Source organism: Candidatus Pelagibacter communis (genome assembly GCF_001179945.1).
GTDB lineage: Bacteria > Pseudomonadota > Alphaproteobacteria > Pelagibacterales > Pelagibacteraceae > Pelagilacustribacter > Pelagilacustribacter ubique_A.
This window is the reverse complement of record NZ_CVSG01000075.1, coordinates 1-18,054: the sequence shown is the minus strand read 5'-3', so window position 1 is coordinate 18,054 and position 18,054 is coordinate 1. Positions and strand designations below refer to the sequence as shown.

Sequence of the window (18,054 nt, the reverse complement as noted above, 5' to 3'; positions counted from 1 at the left end):
ATAATTTCTAATTTAAATTAATTTATGAATAAAACAATAAAATTTATAGTTGAAAAAAAAGATCATAATATAAGAGTTGATCTTATCTTATCAGAAAAGATCAACTTCATCACAAGAACTTACGTAAAAAAATTAATTGAAAATTCTCAATTAAAAATTAATAAAAAAATTGTGAAAACACCTGCAACTAAAGTAAAAGTAAATGATAAAATTATAATTAATATTATTGAAAAAAAAGAAAGTAAAGTCCTTCCTAAGAAAATGGATTTAAAGATAGTATTTGAGGATAATGATATAATAGTTTTAGATAAGCCAAAAGGTTTAGTTGTTCATCCTGGTGTAGGAAATTTTGAAAACACTTTAGTTAATGCTCTTAAGTATAGATATAAAGATAACTTGTCTAGTATAAATGGGAAAATTCGACCGGGAATAGTTCATAGAATTGATAAAGATACTAGTGGGTTACTGGTAATCGCAAAAAATAATTTTTCACATTCAAACTTGAGCAAACAATTTAGTGATCATTCAATAAAAAGAAATTACCATTGTTTAATTTGGGGAGTAATAAGACCTTTGATTGGTAAAGTGGAAACATTAATTTGCAGGAGTCAAAAAAATAGACAACTTATGACGGTAAGTGAAATAAGGGGGAAAAAAGCAATTACAAATTACAAGACTTTGAAAGTATTTAATATTAAAGAAGTTCCAAAAATCAGCTTGATTGAGTGTCAATTAGAAACCGGAAGAACTCATCAAATTAGAGTTCATCTAAAACATAAAGGAACTTCTATTATAGGTGATCAGCAATATGGTAAAAAAAATATAAAATTTAAAAAAATTAATAAAGATTTTTTTAACATTTTATCAAATATCGCTGGTCAAGTGTTACATGCTCAAACCTTAGGATTTTCACATCCAATAAAAAAAAAATGGATGAGCTTCAAAGCTCCGCTTCCAAATGACTTTAAAAAAATGCTGAATTTCTTAAATAAACATACTGGTTGAAAAAATTTAATTAATATATAAATCTTTAGAATGAGTAACAAAAATCAATTATCAAATTTACCAGTCCCTACTTCGGGAGGATTGTCGATCTATCTTGCGCAAATTAAAAAATTTCCAATGTTAGATGCCGAGGAAGAATATATGCTCGCGAAGAATTGGAAGGAAAATGGAAACTTACAATCTGCACATAAACTTGTTACTAGTCATCTCAGATTAGTAGCAAAAATTGCTATGGGTTATCGGGGATATGGTTTGCCAGTAAATGAAATGATTTCTGAAGGAAATATCGGTTTGATGCAAGCAGTGAAAAAATTTGATCCTGACAAGGGGTTTAGATTAGCGACTTATGCAATGTGGTGGATAAAAGCTTCAATTCAAGAGTACGTATTACGATCTTGGAGTTTAGTCAAAATGGGAACAACATCTGCACAAAAAAAACTTTTTTTTAATTTAAAGAAAATAAAAAATCAAATTGCTCCTAGTCAAGATGGTGACCTGCGTGATGAACAAGTCAAAGAAATTTCAAAAAGGCTGGATGTTGATTCTGAAGAAGTTGTAAATATGAATAGAAGGATGATGGGTCAAGAAAAATCTCTTAATGAACCGATTAAAAGTGGTGAGGCAGATGAATGGCAAGATTGGCTTGTGGATGAAAGTTTAGACCAAGAATTATTAATTTCTCAGCAACAAGAATATGATGATAAGAAAGAACTTCTTAAAAGTGCTATGAAAATTTTAAATGAGAGAGAGAAAGAAATTATTATTGCTAGAAGATTAAATGAAAACCCTTCAACTCTTGAAGATTTAAGTAAAAAATATAAAATAAGCAGAGAAAGAATCAGACAAATAGAAACTAAAGCTTTTGAAAAGCTTCAAAAATCGATGATAAATGCTAGTAAATCAAAAAATCTACTAACAAATAATTAAATTTTAAAAGGATCTTCCAATAAAATCGTATCATCTCTCTCAGGACTAGTTGAAATACTTGAAATTTTTGCCCCTATAAAATCTTCTAATGCATAAACATATTTTTTTGCGTTCTCAGGTAAGTCTTTCATGTGCCTAATTCCTTGAGTTTTTGTTTTCCATCCTGGAAAAGTTTTATAAATAGGTCTGACATTAAATTGGTCTTCGGGTGCAGAGGGTAAATAATCTATTTTTTTTCCATTAAGTTCGTATTGTACACAAATTTTTATTTCATCCATATCATCTAACACATCTAATTTTGTTAAAGCTATACCATTAATTCCTGAAATCTTAATTGTCTGCCTTACCAAAACTCCATCAAACCAGCCGCATCTTCTTTTCCGTGCCGTGACAGTTCCAAATTCTTTACCTTTTTTTCCTAAACTCTCTCCGATTTTATTATTTAATTCAGTAGGAAAAGGGCCACTTCCAACTCGAGTTGTATAAGCCTTTGTAATTCCTAAAATGTAATTTAATTTATCAGGGCCTAAACCAGTTCCTGTTGATGCCATTGACGGAACTGTATTTGAAGAAGTTACATAGGGGTACGTTCCATGATCCACATCAAGAAGAATTCCTTGCGCACCCTCAAATAGAATTTTTTTTCGATTTTTAATGAACTTGTCTAACTCTAACCATACAGGTTTAGCGTACTTTAGTATCTGTGGAGCAATCTTAAGAAGCTTTTTTTTTAATTCATCTTTTTTATAAATCTTTTTATTTAATCCTTTTCTAACTGCATTGTGATGAGCAAGAACATTTTTTAGTCTATTATCAAGATTGCTCTCTGATCTTAAGTCCATAACTCGTATTGATCTTCTTCCTACTTTGTCCTCATAGCAAGGTCCTATCCCTCTTCTTGTGGTCCCGATTTTGCTTTTTCCAGCTATATCTTCTCTAATTTCATCCATTTCTTGATGAAATGGAAGAATTAAAGATGCGGACTCAGAGATCATAAAATTTTCATCCGTCACACTAATACCTTTATTTTTAATTTCCTTAATCTCATCCAACAATGCCCACGGATCAATTACAACGCCATTACCTAAAATTGAAATTTTTTTTTCTCTAACAATTCCAGATGGTAAAAGTCTTAATTTAAAAACTTTTTTATCAATAACTAATGTATGCCCTGCGTTGTGCCCTCCTTGAAAGCGGACAACAACATCGGCCTCACTAGAAAGCCAATCAACTATTTTTCCTTTTCCTTCATCTCCCCATTGAGAACCAACTACAATTACATTTTTCATTATTTAAACTCTTTTTTTAATTCAATTGAATTTAGATGGTTTATAGGACCATGACCTCTACCATATTTAGGGCTAGATCCTATGGCGTGATTAACATATTTAATGCCTAACTCACAGGATTTTATTATAGGTTTTCCACAAGATAAGAATGTTGTAATCGCACTTGATAACGTACATCCAGTTCCGTGTGTGTTCTTTGTTTTAATTTTTTTATTTTTAAAAATTTTTAAATCTTTTTTATTTAAGAAAATATCATTTATATATTTTGAATTTTTATGGCCACCCTTCAAAAGTACGTTTTTTGCCCCCATATCTAAAAGTTTGTTAGCAGAATAGATCATATCATCAACATTTTTTATTGTAATTTTAGTTAATTCCTCAGCTTCAGGTATATTAGGTGTAATTAAAAATGTTTTTTCTAATAATTTATCTCTTAAAGTTGTAATTGCTCTTTGATTTATTAACTTAGCTCCACCTTTTGCTACCATCACTGGATCTAGTATAATTTTTTTTGTTTTTATTTTTTTTATTGCCTTCACAACTGACAAGATGACTTTTGATGAGTGAAGCATTCCGATTTTGACTGCATTCGGAGCTATATCTTTGCATGAGAATAAAATTTGTTTTTCGATCTCTTTATGGGGAATAGGTAAAACTGATTTTACTCCAGTAGTATTCTGTGAAGTAATAGCAGTTATTGCAGTCATTGCATAACCTCCTAAAGATGTAATTGTTTTAATATCAGCTTGTATTCCTGCCCCGCCAGATGAGTCTGATCCAGCAATTATTAAAATTTTAGATTTTAGTTTCAATTTATTATTGATTTTTTAATTTTTTGGATACATTTAACAATTAAACTTTTATTATAAGACTCTGCCATAATTCTTATTTTTGGTTCTGTTCCAGATTTTCTTACTAATATTCTACCATTATTTCCCATCTGCTTATTTGCTAATCTAATAGCCTCTCTACATTTAAAACTATTAATAATATTCTTATCTCGGACCTCTATATTTTTTAGTATTTGTGGCAAAGGTTTGAAAACATTTAACAATTTACTTGCTTTAATTCCTTTTCTTAAAGAAAATAATACTTCTAATGCTACTAATAATCCATCTCCTGTAGTAGCAAATTTTCCTAAAATTATATGTCCAGATTGTTCTCCACCTAAATTAAAATTTAATTTTTTCATCTTCTCTTTGACATATCTATCTCCAACTTTTGTTCTAAAAAATTTTATATGTTCTTTTTTTAAAAATTGTTCTAAACCATAATTTGACATTAGAGTTCCAATTACACCACCTTTTAAAATTTTTTTAGATTTCCATCGTCTAGCAAGCATCGCAATAATTTGGTCTCCATCTATAACCTTCCCATTTTCGTCACACATTATAATTCTATCAGCATCACCATCAAAAGAAATGCCAACGTTTGCTTTATATTTTTTTACAAAAAATTTAATTTTAGCAGGATAAGTTGATCCGCATTTATAATTTATATTTAACCCGTTAGGTTTCACACCAAGAGTTATAACTTTCGCACCTAATTCCCTTAGTAACTTTGGAGCGGCTTTATAACAGGCTCCATTGGCACAATCTAAAACAATTTTAGTACCCTTTAAATTAAAATTTTTGGGAAAATTACTTTTTAATATTTTGATATATCTTTCGTTTCCATCCTCTAATCGTTTTACCCTACCAAGAGACTTTGGGTTAGTAAGTTGTTTTGTATTTTTAGCGTCTATTAACTTTTCAATTTTCTTTTCTATCTTATCCGATAATTTCATCCCATCTGGTCCAAATAATTTTAAGCCATTGTCATGATAAGGATTATGTGAAGCTGTAATCATAATTCCCATATTAGCTCTCATAGATTTAGTTAACATTGCGAGACCATTAGTTGGAAGAGGACCAAGTGTAAAAACATGCATGCCTCCAGAGACAAGGCCCGATACAAGTGCTGGCTCTAAAGTGTATCCTGACAGTCTTGTATCTTTAGCTATTACTGCTATCTGCTTATTTTTTTTTTGATTCTTAAAATACGTACCAGATGCTAATCCAAATTTAAAGAATTTCTCTCCGGTTATGTTTCCTTGGTTAACTGTTCCTCTAATCCCATCTGTACCAAAATATTTATTTTTCATTTATCAAATAATATTTTATTAAAAACTAATATTCCTTGTTTGATTTCTAGCACATTATGAACCCTAAAAATTTGAACCCCTTGGGATAACAGATATAAAACCGATGCCACTGTTCCCCCGATTCTCTCTTTACTATCATATGAATCTGCTATTAGGTTAATAAATTTTTTTCTAGACGTCCCAATTAAAATTGGAAGTCCAAGGCTATGAAACAAAGATATTTTAGAGATTAAAGTCAAATTATGTTTCAAAGTTTTACCAAAACCTATGCCGGGATCTAAGATTATTTTTCTATCAGAAAATTTATTTTTAATACTTTCCTCAAAAAAATCATAAATATCTAATAAAACATTTTTATAATTAGGTTTTATTTGCATTGTATTGGGTGTCCCTTGCATGTGATGAAGAACTTTTGATACATTTTTTTTTTTACTCATATTTATAGAATTTTGATCATAGCTAAAACCTGATACATCATTTAATAAATCTACTCCGTAGTTTAAGCTGTATCTCATAATCTCTGATTTTCTAGTGTCTAGTGATAAGCAAATTTTTTTGTATTTTTTTTTAAATTTTTTTAAAACTCTTTCAATTCTTATAAACTCATTTTTTAAACTTATATCTTTTGAACCAGGTCTGGTGGATTCTCCTCCAATATCAATTATTTCAGCCCCACTTTTGATCATCTGGGTAATATGTTCAAAAGATTTACTTTCTTTATTGAATTTTCCTCCATCAGAAAAACTATCTGGTGTTAAGTTCAAAATTCCCATTATCGTAGGTTTAGAAAAATCAATATACTTTAAAAAATTTTTACGTTTTGATATAATTTTTTTGATATCTAAATTAATTTTTTTTTTTTCATTTTTATTGAGGAGTCTGATATCTTTAATATTTATATACTTACTTTCAATTTTTTTTTTTCTTCTTGTAAAAATTTCAAGAGAGGTAAATGCTATTTTATTACTGCCACATAGAGGTAATGCAGTCTTGTTTTTAATTAGTTTTTTTGCTTGTTTGCCGTAAAAAAAATTACACGCCCTTGTGTAATATTTTATCATCTATTTAGATTGCAGGTTTTGGCTTTAATCCCAATGAACCAAGAGCTGAGGAAGATTTTCCATTATCGTTTTCTTCTTCTTTAAACGATCTAGTAGGTTTGATATTCTTCAATATTAAGTCTCTAATTTCATCACCAGACAAAGTTTCGTAAATTAATAATGCTTTTGCAATTTTGTGCAAATCGTCAATTTTATCTGTTAGAATTTTTCTTGCTCTTTCGTAACCTTTATCAACTATTTTCTTTACTTCTATATCTATTTTTTTTGCAGTATCCTCAGACATATTTTGTTGTTTAGTTACAGATCTTCCTAAAAAGACCTCCTCCTCATTTTCACCATATGCTATTGTACCTAGCTCCGTACTCATTCCGTATTTGGTCACCATATTTTTTGCCATTTTTGTTACCATATCAATGTCAGAGGAAGCTCCTGAAGTAACTTTATCATGACCAAAAATTATTTCTTCAGCTATTCTGCCACCCATTGCAACTGCAATATCAGCATGCATTTTTTCTCTTGTCACTGACAATTGATCCCTTTCAGGTAATCTCATAACCATACCTAAAGCTCTTCCTCTTGGAATAATTGTAGCTTTGTGTATAGGATCAGAAGCGCTCTCATTCAAAGCAACAATTGCATGACCGCCTTCATGATAAGCTGTTAATTTTTTCTCATCTTCAGACATTACCATAGACCTTCTTTCTGCCCCCATCATAACTTTATCTTTAGCCTCCTCTATATCCGACATAGTTACAACTCTTTTATTTTTTCTTGCAGCAAGTAATGCAGACTCATTAATTAAGTTAGCTAGATCTGCTCCTGAAAAACCTGGTGTGCCCCTTGCAATAGTTCTAAGCTTTACATCTGGGCCAGTATTAATTTTTTTTACGTGAACTTTTAAAATCGCTTCTCTACCAATAATATCCGGGTTTCCAACTACGACCTGTCTGTCAAATCTTCCTGGTCTTAATAAAGCTGGATCTAGAACATCTGGCCTGTTAGTTGCAGCTATTAGAATTATTCCTTCATTAGTATCGAAACCATCCATTTCAACAAGTAGTTGGTTAAGAGTTTGCTCTCGCTCATCATTTCCTCCCCCTAAACCCGCACCTCTACTTCTGCCTACGGCATCAATCTCATCAATAAATATAATACATGGCGAATGTTTTTTTCCTTGCTCAAACATATCTCTTACTCTTGAAGCTCCTACTCCAACAAACATTTCAACAAAGTCAGAGCCAGATATAGAAAAGAATGGAACATTAGCTTCACCTGCAATAGCTTTTGCCAAAAGAGTTTTACCTGTTCCAGGAGGACCAATTAAAAGAGCGCCCTTCGGTATTTTGCCACCTAATCGACTAAATTTTTTAGGATCTTTTAAAAATTCAACTATCTCCTCAACTTCCTCTTTAGCCTCTTCGACACCAGCAACATCATTGAATGTTACTTTTCCTTGAGCCTGGTTAAGTAATTTAGCTTTAGATCTTCCAAATCCCATCGCGCCGCCTTTGCCTCCTTGCATTTGACGCATGAAAAATATCCAAACACCGATTAGTAAAAGCATTGGAAACCATGATAATAAGATACCTAGAAGTGAAGGCATTTTATCTTCTTGTGGTGATGCAATTATACTCACTCCTTTTGACGAAAGTTTATCAACTAGTTCCGGGTAGTTTGGAGAAAAAGTTTTAAAAGTTTTACCATCAGCTAAAACTCCAGAGATATTATTTCCTTGTATTTGAACTTCTACAACTCTTCCTGCCTCAACCTCATTCAGGAAATTAGAAAATGCTAAAGAGTTTTTTTCAGAATTCATTTTACTAGGATCTTGAAACATATTGAATAGGCCTACGGAAAGTAGGACAATTATGATCCACATGACTAAATTTTTTACATTCATAACTCTTAAATAATCATTAAATTGAATTAAACAAGTATATTTTAAAAATAATCAAGTTGTAAATAAGACAAATTATGTCCTTTTTTTAGTATTTAGACACTTTTTTCAACAATCACGCATAAATCGTCTTTTTTTTTAAAAAATAAACAACCCCCAAGAGTTGCTTTTTTAAAGCTTTGTTTTTCAATAGTGCTTAAAAGAAAATTTACTTTTTTTGATCGAAGATTATAGTAATTTTTCTTCAAAACCTTAATACATTTATGAATCACTTGCATTTTTACTTCTAAATTAAGTTTTTTAAATTGTTTGTAGTCAATTAATATTTGTTTTTTTGATACTTTAATTAAATCTTTAAAAATTTCTTCTAAATATTGATCTAGAACTTCTCTACTTGATGCCAAGTTATTTATTGATTTTATAATTTGATCGTAGTTAATTCCACTTTTCATCAAAGGTCTTTTTAGATTTCTTATTTTTGTCCTTAGAAACTTAGTATCTTTATTTGATGGATCAATAATATATTTTTTGAATATTTTTTTTGAAATTTTTATTAAAGAATTTTTTTTTACGTCTAGTAATGGTCGATATAATTCAATTTTTTTGTCTAGTTTAGTCAAGGGTTTCATTGCAGATAATCCTGTCAAACCACTTCCTCTTGAAAGTCTAATAAAAAATGTTTCTACTTGATCATCTAAGTTATGGCCCGTGAGGATAGTTTTAATATTTTTTTTTATACAATAAGTATTGAGCATTTCATATCTTACTTTTCTGGCTTGAGCTTGAATATTTTTTTTTATTACAAAATTATTTTTTAAAACGTTTAGCCTAATATCGTAATTTTTCAATAATGCTTTTACTTGTTCAGCTTCTTTTGATGATTTAGATCTTATATTGTGATTAACCAAAACATAATAAAAGATTGTCTTTTTTTCAAAGCTGTAAGCTTTAGATAAAGCTGCAAGTGCTAAACTGTCAGGTCCTCCAGAAATAGCTACTAAATATGATTTTCTTTTAAGCTTATCTAATTTATTCCTAAAATTTGAATATATTAAAGATAATTCTTCAAAATCACAAAATGTACTTTTAAGAATTACACTTGAATTTTTTTTGCTCATACTGAGCTTTTTGTAACACAGACTTACTTGCTTTTGGGTATTCTTTTTTGAGACCTAAAATCATTTTGCAACCTTGATCTTTCTCACCTAATTGGACCATGGTAATTCCTAACTTTAAAAGATTGTCGGGTGCTTTTTTACTTTTTGGGTAATTTTGGTAACCATCTAAATAAGCTGTGGCAGCATCAGAGTATAACTGTCTTATTCTGAATGTCTCTCCATACCAATATTGAGCACTGCCAGCTAAATCGTGGTCTTTGTTTTTGTTTATGAATTCTTTTAAAGCGACTTCAGCAGTTTCATAATCACCAATTTTCATAAAACCTACAGCAAATTCATATTGTTCATTTGCCGGCTTGTCTGGTAGCAAAGAATCTTTCTGTTCAGGTTCTTCAGAGATCACTGTTTGAGCACCTTGAATAGAGTTTACTGTTTGTTGTTTGGGTAAATTGGTCATTTGGTATCCTGGGCTAGAACCAAAATCTTGCGGTTTACTCGATCCAGGTAATGTAACTTGATTATTTTTTGTAGTTGTAACATTTCCGTTTTCTAAGTCTGAAAATCTTAATTGAGTATCTGACTGTATTTTTGTTACTCTTGACGATAATTTATCTAATTTAAAATTTACCTCTTCAAACTTATTAGTAAGTTCTCTGAATTGATCTTCAATTTCATTTAATTTCAAAAGATGTTTTGTTAAAATGTCTTCATTTAAGCCATCAGACTTAAAGTTTGATATTGTGTTACCAGCGACATCAGATTTTTGATAGACTGCTTTTTCTAAAGTTTTTAGATCTTTAGTGATTACTTGTATTTGATCGGAAATTGCTTTTAAATAAATTTCTTCCTCTTCAGCAAAAAGATTTGTGAAATTTATTAAAGCAAATGTGAAAAATATTATATATAGTTTATTTATTACATTTCGCATTCATAATTCCTATTTATACAAAATGGCAAAAAAAAGACCCTTTAACAAATTTGTTAAAGGGTCTTTATATATTTAGTTAATTTTTTAGTTAACTTTTACTGTTACAGATCTTCTATTTTGAGACCATGCAATAGGTGATGATTTCGGGTTTACTGGTTTTTCTTTTCCGTAACTAATTACAGATAATCTTTTGCCTGAAATACCATAAGTCATCAAATAATCTCTTGCTGCGTTTGCTCTTCTTTCACCTAACGCCAAGTTATATTCTCTCGTTCCTCTCTCATCAGCATGTCCCTCGATAACTACATTAAGTTTTTTATTCTTTCTTAAAAAAGTAGCTTGTTTTCTTAATGTCGCTCTTGAGGCAGTTGTTAAAGAAGATTTGTTAGTTGCAAAAAACACTCTATCTGGAACACCTGCAGCTAAATATTCAACTGTTTCTTTCCCAGTGTATACATCTCCGTCAATATCGCCAGATTTTTTAGCTGTAGAACAGGCGCTGAGAAGTAGTGTAGTGAATATTACAAGTAATATATTTTTTAAATTCGATTTTAGTGTCATTTTTTCCCCTAGGTTTAATGTGGTTATTTCAAATTATTTAAAGTCTTTCAAGTATATTTTACATAAAATTTAACCTCACTTTGATAATAATGAGGACCAAGATGGGTCTGAGGCATCAGTTTTTGTTAAAAGTCTTCTTTCATTGTAGCCAGTAATATCTATGGACCATAATTTAGCAGAAAAGCCCTCCCCTTTATTACCAGATTTAGTCTCTCTATAAAAAACTAATACTCTACCATTTGGAGACCATGAAGGTGCTTCTTGGTAATAATTTTCTGTTAGAAGCCTTTCACCTGTTCCATCAATTCTCATCACTCCTATAAAAAATTTACCTTTATGCATTTTAGTAAAAGCAATTAAATCTCCTCTCGGTGACCAAACAGGGGTGCCATAAATACCTTTGCCAAATGTAATCCTTTTAACATTACTACCATCGCTTCTCATAACATAAATTTGTTGCAATCCGCTTCTATCAGAATTGAACGCAATAAATTTTCCGTCAGGAGAAAATGAGGGAGAGGTATCTATTGAGGAATGTTCTGTGATTCTCTCTACTAGTCTTGTTTCTAAATCCATTGTAAAAATATCTGAATTTCCATCTTTTGCAAAACTCATAATTATTTTTTTTCCGTCTGGAGAAAATCTTGGAGCAAAAGTCATACCTGGAAAATTTCCTACAACTTCTTGTGTTCCAGTTTCAATATCAAGCAAATAAACTCTAGGCATATTTCTAAAATAAGACATATAAGTAACCATTTGATTTGTTGGATTAAATCTTGGAGTTAAAACCAACTCATTACCTAAAGTAAGGTATTTTGTATTAAAGCCATCTTGGTCCATGATAGCTAATTTTTTTATTCTTTGAGTTTTTGGTCCACTTTCGGCAACATAAATTATTCTAGTATCAAAATAACCCTCTTCCCCTGTCAGTCTTTCGTAAATTTTATCTGATATTATATGCGCGACTCTTCTCCAGTTAGATGGAGTTGTGGTAAATGCTAGTGCTGTCATCTCCTGAGCAGCAGCTAAATCCCAAAGTCTAAACTCTACCTTTAATTTGTCACTGCTAATTAAAAGTTTCCCTGTAACTAAAGCTTGAGCTTTTATTAATCTCCAATCTTCAAATCTCGGTTTTAAATGTGCGATGTCTGGTTTTTGGACAAAGGCATCTTTTTTTAAAGGATTAAATAAGCCCGTGTTTCTAAAATTTTTTTCTATTATTCCAGATATTTTATCACCTAACTCTTTTACATTAAGATCTTTATATTTTTCTGATTTAATATCAACATGTAAAGGAGAAATAGCAATCGGTAATGGATCTAAATTACCTCTAGTAATATCCACTTCTATAAGTGCCGATAAATTAGTAATTGAAAAAATATTAATTAGAAAAATAAAGATAAATTTTTTCATATTAGCCTTTTAACATTTCCTCTGGGTTAAAGTTTAATTGAATATTCTTCCATTTGTCATATCCAGTAGGTGGAACTTTTAGTGGTTGGCACATCCTAACAGCTCTTAAAGCGCTCTCAGCCAATACTTTATAAAATTTCTGACCTGGTCTATTCATACGTTCGTGATCCAATATTTCTGATTTGAGTATGGTGCCATCTTTCTTTAATTGTAATTTAATTCTAACTAATAAGTTTTGATCATAAGGTAAACCTAATGGAACACTCCAGCAACCAAAAATTTGTGCTCTTAATGCATCTTCCTCTGATAGAGTAAGACCAGTTGCAAATGAATTTTTTTGGTTACTTTGAGTTATTTTTTTACTAACTTTTTTTTCTGTAGCTTCGATTTCTTTAGCTTTATCTATTAGTGCTGCAATTTGATTTGCATCAACTACCTCTTTCTTCTCAAATTCAGATGACTGTCTAATTTGAGGTTTTACTTCCTCAGGATTTTGTTTTTTTTTAATTATTTTTTTTTCTTCTTCTTTTTTTTTATCTGGTAGAGGAATTCTATCGGGCTTTTCTTTTGCTTTAGCTGATGGTGGAGCTTGTTCCGAAACTACTCTTTTTTCTTCCTCCTTTTTTTTTGTTTTCTCTATAATTTTTCTCGCTTTAGGAGCATATGGTATCATTGTTTTGTCCGAAATTTGTATTAATTCCACTGATACTATAGGTGGCAAATCAACCGGTTCCCTAAGCATAAAAGGCAAACTCATAACTGTCAGTAAAATCATTAATGAATGAAATGTTAAAGAGTATATTAAGCTTCTTATCATATTCCATTTTAATTTTTGTAAGGCTCAGAAATTAAAGCAACTTTTGAAAATCCTGCACCTGATAAAGTTCCCATTATCTCTAAAACTCTTCCATAATTGATATTCTTATCGCCCCTTACATAAATTCTGGTATCTGTTCTGTTTTTTGCAATGGCTAAAAGTTTAGGTACCATTTTTTGATAAGTGACTTGATGTTCTTGAATATATATCTCTCCTTTAGAATTAATACTTATTGTTAAAGGTTCTTGATCATCTGGAAGCGAGTCTGCAGCTGACTCAGGTAAGTCAACTTGAACACCTACGGTCAATAAAGGAGCAGTCACCATAAATATTATCAGAAGAACAAGCATTACATCTACAAAAGGTGTAACATTTATCTCACTCATTGGTTCCTTTTTTGAGCGATAAAATCTGAATGCCATTATTAAATTATTGATAAAAATCTTTTAGAAAAATTTTCAATTCTTGAAAAATATTTTTGGGAGTCACTGTTAAATTTATTATAAGCTACCACCGCTGGGATCGCAGCTAATAAACCTAATGCAGTTGCAAATAATGCTTCCGCAATACCTGGTGCAACGATTGCTAAACTTGTATTTCTTGAGATTGCAATAGATTGAAAAGAATTCATTATCCCCCAAACAGTTCCAAACAATCCAATAAAAGGAGCGGTTGACCCAACTGTAGCCAAAAATGTAAAGTTTTTTTCAACCTTTTTCATTTCATTATCTGTGGCTATTTCTAGAATTCTTTCGACTCTTGCTGCTTGAATCGCAGAAGATTGTCTTTTTGTTTTTACTAACTCTCCCATTGCTGCTTTAAAGATTAAAGTTGCAGGGTCATTTGAGTTTACTGGGAGACTATTATTAAAACTTTCTGCTGATTTAGCTTTCCAAAATTTTTTTTCAAAATCAATAATTGATTTATTTATATTCTTAAAAAGTTTAAATTTGTCAAAAATCAGTGCCCAAGAAAAAATTGAGGAAGCAATTAATAGAATAATTACAAATTTTACTACAAAGTCTGCTCTTAAAAAAAGTTTCCACAAAGAAAAATCTGTTGCTCCACCTAAGCCTACTACTTGAGTTGCTATATCTTGTTCCATAGTGGTTAATTACTTTTAGATTGTGTCATGAATTTGGCGTAATTTATTAATTTGGGTTTAATTTTCTTCAGTTAATCTTGTTTCGCTGAAGTATCTTGCTATCAAAATAGCGTCGGATTTATTAACATCTTTTTTCTTGGCGAGTTGATTTGATAATTTCGGATACATTTCTATGGCTTTTGTTCTACTTGAGTCTTTTGAAGAATTAATTAATTCAAAATGTTTTTTCCATTTTGATGGTCTTACAAAGTAAATTGGCAATTCAAGCGCCGCGCATATGCCTTTGATTGCGCCAAACGTTTGGCCAAAATTAAACATACTAGTTACACCTTGACCAGGCATTGCATTTACTTGCTCAACAACAACTGCTACCTCTTCATCTTTAATAATATTTTCTCTGAGAAGATTTACAAGTAATGCACTATTTAGTTGTCTTTTATTTTTCTTCCCTTCGGACATCACAGGTATATCGAATATATTTAAAACATTATTATTCTCTAAAACTGCTATTGCACCGCTAAGACCTGGATCTATTCCTATGATTTTCATTATTGAAAATTTTTTAAATTAGCGTTTGTAAATATGTTTTGTACATCATCTAACTCCTCGAGACTATTTAAAACTTCAAATAATGCCTCGCTTTTATCTTTAGCTAAATTTATTAAATTTATTGGCCTCCACTCTATTGATGAGTAATTCAGTGTTTCGATTTTTTTTTCAAGTTCAGTTTTAATTTTATAAAAATCTTCTTTTTGGGTAATTATCTCAAAAACATTATTTAAATTAATACAGTCTTGTGCCCCAACGTTTGTTGCTAATTCAAATATTTCTTCCTCTTTAATACTGCCTTTTTCTACGTGTATTATGCCACAATTTAAAAACATATGAGCGGTGGACCCGGTCTCTCCCAATCTTCCTCCATTTTTTTGCAATATTGTTCTTATACTTGATGCAGATCTATTTTTATTGTCTGTAAGAGTCTCTATTATTAAAGCAACATTAGATGGTCCAAATCCTTCATATCTTAAATTCTCATAATTTTTATCTCCGCTCATTTCTGATTTATTAATTGCTCTAGAAATGTTATCTTTTGGCATATTAGCTTGCTTAGCTGCTTGAATAGCTGTCCTCAATCTAGGGTTCATGTTTGGATCTTTGTCACCTAACTTAGCGGCAACAGTTATCTCTCTAGATAATTTGGAAAAAATTTTAGATCTCTCTTTATCAGCCCTACCTTTTTTATGTTTAATGCCTGCCCAATGTGAATGTCCTGCCATGACTAATTTGCTAAACTTCCTCCATTAATTAATCTGGTGATTTTTTTTGCTAAGCCAGTTTCAAAATTAGTTTCTACAATTACCCCTGATAAAGTTCCCTCACCTTCAGCAGGAAAATGACTAGTTGCATCTTTTTGTTTCAAAAATCTTTTTATTGAATTTTCTTTATTCATCCCTATGACAGAATTATAATCTCCACACATTCCAATATCTGTTTGATAAGCTGTCCCTCCTTCTAAAATACGAGTGTCAGCAGTTGGAACATGCGTATGAGTTCCAACAACACAAGTGACTTTACCATCAAAGAAATGGCCGGCAGCCATTTTTTCACTTGTGATCTCACCATGAAAATCTACGACTATAAAATCCACATCTTTTTTTAATTTCATTTTGTCAGAAATTTCTTGTGCTTTTTTAAAAACATCCTCTGTTTTTCTCATAAAAACATTTCCCATCAGATTTATGACTCCAACTTTAAATTTTTTATCTCTTGAATAATAAATTTTATAACCTCTGCCTGGTGAACCGTTGACAAGATTTGCAGGTCTTAAAAGTCTATTTTCTTTCTCTATTAAATCTGTAGTTTCTTTTTTATCCCAAATATGATTTCCAGAGGTGATTACATCTACACCAATTTTAAAAAATTTTTCAGTTATCTCTCGGGTAATACCCCTTCCATCATCTGATGCATTTTCTCCATTAACGATTACAAAATCAATCTTATAAGTTTTAATTAAATCAGGTAGTTTGTTACTTAAAGCTTTTCTGCCAGAAGCTCCCATTATGTCTCCTAAAATAAGTAAGTTCATTAAAAAATTCCTTTTTCTGTAATAATGTAATCTAGTTTTACATCTTTTTGATTTACCGGGAGGTTATCGTGTCTTTGAAATGAAAAAGCAATACCAACAGTAAAAATATTTTTAAATTTTTTTAAGTATTTATTTAGATATCGATCGTAAAATCCTTTGCCGTATCCTAACCTATATTTATTTTTATCAAAAGCTAATATCGGCACTAAAATTAAATCAGGTATTTTAGGTTTGCTCTTTATTGGTTCTAATATTCCAAATTTACCTACATATAATACTTCATTTTTTTTCCAAGAGAAAAAATTCATTAAATTATTTTTATCCGTGACAGGAAGTAAAATTTCTTGATTTGAAAAATTCCTATGGTCTAAAATTTTTAATACATTAAGCTCAAAGTTTGATGGATAATATAAAGCAACTTTAATAATTTTTTTTTTAAACTTGTTACGTATCAGATTTACTAAAGGTAAAAAAAAACTTTTATCAATATTAAAATATTTATTTTTCCTTAAATTTAAATATTTTTTTCTTAATTGTGTTTTCTGTTGCATCTACTGTATTTTAGACAGTGACTCTGTATTTGAAATTATTTTCTCTAGTGATTTAGTGGTTTTATCAAGCATTGACTCATAAAGTGAGTTGTTTTCTTCTATTGTCTTTTTAAACCCATCTAATTCTTCATTTAAATTTTTTATTTCAATATCTTTACCCTCTTTATATTTAATCGCTAGAGATCTAATTTCTTTAAACTTATTTGAAATTTCATCTAATTTTTTTTTTTGGTCTGTTACTTTTTGTTTTAAATCAAAATATTCGTCAATTAATTGAATAGTTGTAATTAATAAAAGCTTATTTTCTCCGATATTTCCAAGCTTATCTTTTAATTCTGCATACTTTTTGTCTAAAAACTTTGTTAATTTTTTCAATGACTCTTCTTGACCATCATCACATGAAAGCAAATAGTCTTTGTTATTAAATTTAATATTTACATTTGCCATTTATCTATCTCACTAACTAAATTTTCGGTTTCTTGGCTTAATTCCTCTATGTCTTGATTAAATCTGTCCTCAAGCTCAGATCTTTTGTTTACATCTAATTGAAGATTTTTTATTTTTTCTTTTAAATATTTGTGTTCTCTCATTAATTCTTCATTTTTTTTTTCAATTTCTTTTTTTTGATTGGCTAATTCATTTTTTTCACTTCTAATTTTTTCTAACTCATAATTTGGCTGTGAATAACTTAAAGATAAAGAATTTAATTTATCAATAAGTTGGTTTAAATTTTGTTCTTTCTTTTCAAAACTATTCATAAAGATTTATACCATAATATTGATATAGTTAGTTTAAGTCTATATAGGTATTTAAAAGTGACTGTAAAATTTAATCAATTATCCAACGCTATAAGATTTTTATCAATTGACGCTGTTCAAAAAGCAAACTCGGGGCATCCCGGTATGCCTATGGGAATGGCTGATGTTGCTACGGTTTTATTTAAATACCACCTGAGGTTTAATCCCAATAATCCAGATTGGATTAACAGAGATAGATTTATTTTATCTGCAGGTCACGGATCCATGTTGCTTTATTCTTTACTATATTTAAATGGCTACAAAAGTATTTCTATTGAAGATATAAAAAATTTTAGACAATTAAATTCTATTTGTGCAGGACATCCTGAATATAAAAAAAGTACTGGAATTGAAAC

20 protein-coding genes and 1 pseudogene are annotated in these 18,054 nt (G+C 30.2%); 3 read left to right on the top strand and 18 right to left on the bottom strand.

The genetic code is table 11. The features are described from left to right. Positions 1 to 24: 24 nt before the first annotated feature. A complete protein-coding gene (locus tag AMN78_RS02855) occupies positions 25 to 1,005 on the top strand; it encodes an RluA family pseudouridine synthase (RefSeq protein ID WP_075534078.1) in 981 nt (326 codons plus the stop codon). Positions 1,006 to 1,035: 30 nt separating this feature from the next. Then, positions 1,036 to 1,932 (top strand): RNA polymerase sigma factor RpoH, encoded by an 897-nt coding sequence (rpoH, locus tag AMN78_RS02850; protein ID WP_075534077.1) that lies wholly within the window; start codon positions 1,036 to 1,038, stop codon positions 1,930 to 1,932. On the opposite strand, the gene AMN78_RS02845 is transcribed toward rpoH, so the two are convergent. From AMN78_RS02845 to AMN78_RS02760, 18 genes are all read right to left on the bottom strand, one after another. Further along, on the bottom strand, positions 1,929 to 3,221 hold the full coding sequence (locus AMN78_RS02845; RefSeq protein WP_075534076.1) for an adenylosuccinate synthase: 1,293 nt from the start codon (positions 3,219 to 3,221) through the stop codon (positions 1,929 to 1,931). The genes rpoH and AMN78_RS02845 overlap by 4 nt on opposite strands. After that, positions 3,221 to 4,033, bottom strand: coding sequence for a bifunctional hydroxymethylpyrimidine kinase/phosphomethylpyrimidine kinase (gene thiD / locus AMN78_RS02840; RefSeq protein WP_075534075.1), 813 nt, complete (start codon positions 4,031 to 4,033; stop codon positions 3,221 to 3,223). Before thiD ends, AMN78_RS02845 begins: the two co-directional genes overlap by 1 nt. Further along, positions 4,030 to 5,364: a phosphoglucosamine mutase gene (gene glmM / locus AMN78_RS02835; protein ID WP_075534074.1), complete on the bottom strand. Its 1,335-nt coding sequence runs from the start codon at positions 5,362 to 5,364 to the stop codon at positions 4,030 to 4,032. Before glmM ends, thiD begins: the two co-directional genes overlap by 4 nt. Next, positions 5,361 to 6,425, bottom strand: a complete 1,065-nt coding sequence (gene folP / locus AMN78_RS02830) for a dihydropteroate synthase (protein ID WP_075534073.1) — start codon at positions 6,423 to 6,425, stop codon at positions 5,361 to 5,363. Before folP ends, glmM begins: the two co-directional genes overlap by 4 nt. A gap of 4 nt (positions 6,426 to 6,429) precedes the next feature. Continuing rightward, positions 6,430 to 8,325, bottom strand: coding sequence for an ATP-dependent zinc metalloprotease FtsH (gene ftsH, locus AMN78_RS02825; protein WP_075534072.1), 1,896 nt, complete (start codon positions 8,323 to 8,325; stop codon positions 6,430 to 6,432). Positions 8,326 to 8,417: 92 nt separating this feature from the next. After that, positions 8,418 to 9,440, bottom strand: coding sequence for a tRNA lysidine(34) synthetase TilS (tilS, locus tag AMN78_RS02820; RefSeq protein WP_082254530.1), 1,023 nt, complete (start codon positions 9,438 to 9,440; stop codon positions 8,418 to 8,420). Beyond that, on the bottom strand, positions 9,409 to 10,368 hold the full coding sequence (gene ybgF, locus AMN78_RS02815) for a tol-pal system protein YbgF (protein WP_075534071.1): 960 nt from the start codon (positions 10,366 to 10,368) through the stop codon (positions 9,409 to 9,411). The genes tilS and ybgF overlap by 32 nt, the downstream gene beginning before the upstream one ends. 84 nt (positions 10,369 to 10,452) lie before the next feature. Continuing rightward, on the bottom strand, positions 10,453 to 10,929 hold the full coding sequence (gene pal, locus AMN78_RS02810) for a peptidoglycan-associated lipoprotein Pal (protein WP_082254529.1): 477 nt from the start codon (positions 10,927 to 10,929) through the stop codon (positions 10,453 to 10,455). Positions 10,930 to 11,004: 75 nt separating this feature from the next. Continuing rightward, a complete protein-coding gene (gene tolB, locus AMN78_RS02805) occupies positions 11,005 to 12,342 on the bottom strand; it encodes a Tol-Pal system beta propeller repeat protein TolB (RefSeq protein WP_075534069.1) in 1,338 nt (445 codons plus the stop codon). A gap of 1 nt (position 12,343) precedes the next feature. Further along, positions 12,344 to 13,117 carry a cell envelope integrity protein TolA gene (locus tag AMN78_RS02800; RefSeq protein WP_256997705.1) on the bottom strand — a complete coding sequence of 258 codons (774 nt, stop codon included), beginning with the start codon at positions 13,115 to 13,117 and terminating at the stop codon, positions 12,344 to 12,346. A gap of 50 nt (positions 13,118 to 13,167) precedes the next feature. After that, positions 13,168 to 13,581: a protein TolR gene (tolR, locus tag AMN78_RS02795; protein ID WP_075534067.1), complete on the bottom strand. Its 414-nt coding sequence runs from the start codon at positions 13,579 to 13,581 to the stop codon at positions 13,168 to 13,170. A gap of 2 nt (positions 13,582 to 13,583) precedes the next feature. Continuing rightward, complete coding sequence (gene tolQ, locus AMN78_RS02790) at positions 13,584 to 14,264, bottom strand: protein TolQ (RefSeq protein ID WP_075534066.1); 681 nt, start codon at positions 14,262 to 14,264, stop codon at positions 13,584 to 13,586. Between the two features lie 57 nt (positions 14,265 to 14,321). Continuing rightward, positions 14,322 to 14,813 carry a RuvC family protein gene (locus tag AMN78_RS02785; protein ID WP_075534065.1) on the bottom strand — a complete coding sequence of 164 codons (492 nt, stop codon included), beginning with the start codon at positions 14,811 to 14,813 and terminating at the stop codon, positions 14,322 to 14,324. Next, positions 14,813 to 15,541 carry a YebC/PmpR family DNA-binding transcriptional regulator gene (locus AMN78_RS02780; RefSeq protein ID WP_075534064.1) on the bottom strand — a complete coding sequence of 243 codons (729 nt, stop codon included), beginning with the start codon at positions 15,539 to 15,541 and terminating at the stop codon, positions 14,813 to 14,815. Before AMN78_RS02780 ends, AMN78_RS02785 begins: the two co-directional genes overlap by 1 nt. A gap of 2 nt (positions 15,542 to 15,543) precedes the next feature. Continuing rightward, positions 15,544 to 16,350: a TIGR00282 family metallophosphoesterase gene (locus AMN78_RS02775; RefSeq protein ID WP_075534063.1), complete on the bottom strand. Its 807-nt coding sequence runs from the start codon at positions 16,348 to 16,350 to the stop codon at positions 15,544 to 15,546. Next, a complete protein-coding gene (locus AMN78_RS02770) occupies positions 16,350 to 16,901 on the bottom strand; it encodes a 5-formyltetrahydrofolate cyclo-ligase (RefSeq protein ID WP_075534062.1) in 552 nt (183 codons plus the stop codon). The genes AMN78_RS02775 and AMN78_RS02770 overlap by 1 nt, the downstream gene beginning before the upstream one ends. Further along, the gene (locus AMN78_RS02765) at positions 16,902 to 17,348 is read right to left on the bottom strand and encodes a cell division protein ZapA (protein WP_075534061.1); all 447 of its coding nucleotides are present in this window, start codon (positions 17,346 to 17,348) and stop codon (positions 16,902 to 16,904) included. Continuing rightward, positions 17,336 to 17,659 (bottom strand): hypothetical protein, encoded by a 324-nt coding sequence (locus tag AMN78_RS02760; RefSeq protein ID WP_075534060.1) that lies wholly within the window; start codon positions 17,657 to 17,659, stop codon positions 17,336 to 17,338. Before AMN78_RS02760 ends, AMN78_RS02765 begins: the two co-directional genes overlap by 13 nt. Before the next feature lie 57 nt (positions 17,660 to 17,716). Here AMN78_RS02760 and AMN78_RS02755 point away from each other — a divergent pair. Then, a pseudogene (locus AMN78_RS02755) lies at positions 17,717 to 18,054 on the top strand (transketolase); the annotation flags it as partial.

What these genes read in the sequence shown, in the direction of transcription:
- AMN78_RS02855 (WP_075534078.1), top strand. Translation starts at nt 25, where the DNA reads ATGAATAAAACAATAAAATTTATAGTTGAAAAAAAAGATCATAATATA.
- pal (WP_082254529.1), bottom strand. Translation starts at nt 10,929, where the DNA reads ATGACACTAAAATCGAATTTAAAAAATATATTACTTGTAATATTCACT.
- tolR (WP_075534067.1), bottom strand. Translation starts at nt 13,581, where the DNA reads ATGGCATTCAGATTTTATCGCTCAAAAAAGGAACCAATGAGTGAGATA.
- rpoH (WP_075534077.1), top strand. Translation starts at nt 1,036, where the DNA reads ATGAGTAACAAAAATCAATTATCAAATTTACCAGTCCCTACTTCGGGA.
- ftsH (WP_075534072.1), bottom strand. Translation starts at nt 8,325, where the DNA reads ATGAATGTAAAAAATTTAGTCATGTGGATCATAATTGTCCTACTTTCC.
- AMN78_RS02770 (WP_075534062.1), bottom strand. Translation starts at nt 16,901, where the DNA reads ATGCAACAGAAAACACAATTAAGAAAAAAATATTTAAATTTAAGGAAA.
- tolQ (WP_075534066.1), bottom strand. Translation starts at nt 14,264, where the DNA reads ATGGAACAAGATATAGCAACTCAAGTAGTAGGCTTAGGTGGAGCAACA.
- glmM (WP_075534074.1), bottom strand. Translation starts at nt 5,364, where the DNA reads ATGAAAAATAAATATTTTGGTACAGATGGGATTAGAGGAACAGTTAAC.
- AMN78_RS02765 (WP_075534061.1), bottom strand. Translation starts at nt 17,348, where the DNA reads ATGGCAAATGTAAATATTAAATTTAATAACAAAGACTATTTGCTTTCA.
- AMN78_RS02785 (WP_075534065.1), bottom strand. Translation starts at nt 14,813, where the DNA reads ATGAAAATCATAGGAATAGATCCAGGTCTTAGCGGTGCAATAGCAGTT.
- tolB (WP_075534069.1), bottom strand. Translation starts at nt 12,342, where the DNA reads ATGAAAAAATTTATCTTTATTTTTCTAATTAATATTTTTTCAATTACT.
- AMN78_RS02800 (WP_256997705.1), bottom strand. Translation starts at nt 13,117, where the DNA reads ATGATTTTACTGACAGTTATGAGTTTGCCTTTTATGCTTAGGGAACCG.
- AMN78_RS02845 (WP_075534076.1), bottom strand. Translation starts at nt 3,221, where the DNA reads ATGAAAAATGTAATTGTAGTTGGTTCTCAATGGGGAGATGAAGGAAAA.
- folP (WP_075534073.1), bottom strand. Translation starts at nt 6,425, where the DNA reads ATGATAAAATATTACACAAGGGCGTGTAATTTTTTTTACGGCAAACAA.
- AMN78_RS02775 (WP_075534063.1), bottom strand. Translation starts at nt 16,350, where the DNA reads ATGAACTTACTTATTTTAGGAGACATAATGGGAGCTTCTGGCAGAAAA.
- AMN78_RS02760 (WP_075534060.1), bottom strand. Translation starts at nt 17,659, where the DNA reads ATGAATAGTTTTGAAAAGAAAGAACAAAATTTAAACCAACTTATTGAT.
- tilS (WP_082254530.1), bottom strand. Translation starts at nt 9,440, where the DNA reads ATGAGCAAAAAAAATTCAAGTGTAATTCTTAAAAGTACATTTTGTGAT.
- AMN78_RS02780 (WP_075534064.1), bottom strand. Translation starts at nt 15,541, where the DNA reads ATGGCAGGACATTCACATTGGGCAGGCATTAAACATAAAAAAGGTAGG.
- ybgF (WP_075534071.1), bottom strand. Translation starts at nt 10,368, where the DNA reads ATGCGAAATGTAATAAATAAACTATATATAATATTTTTCACATTTGCT.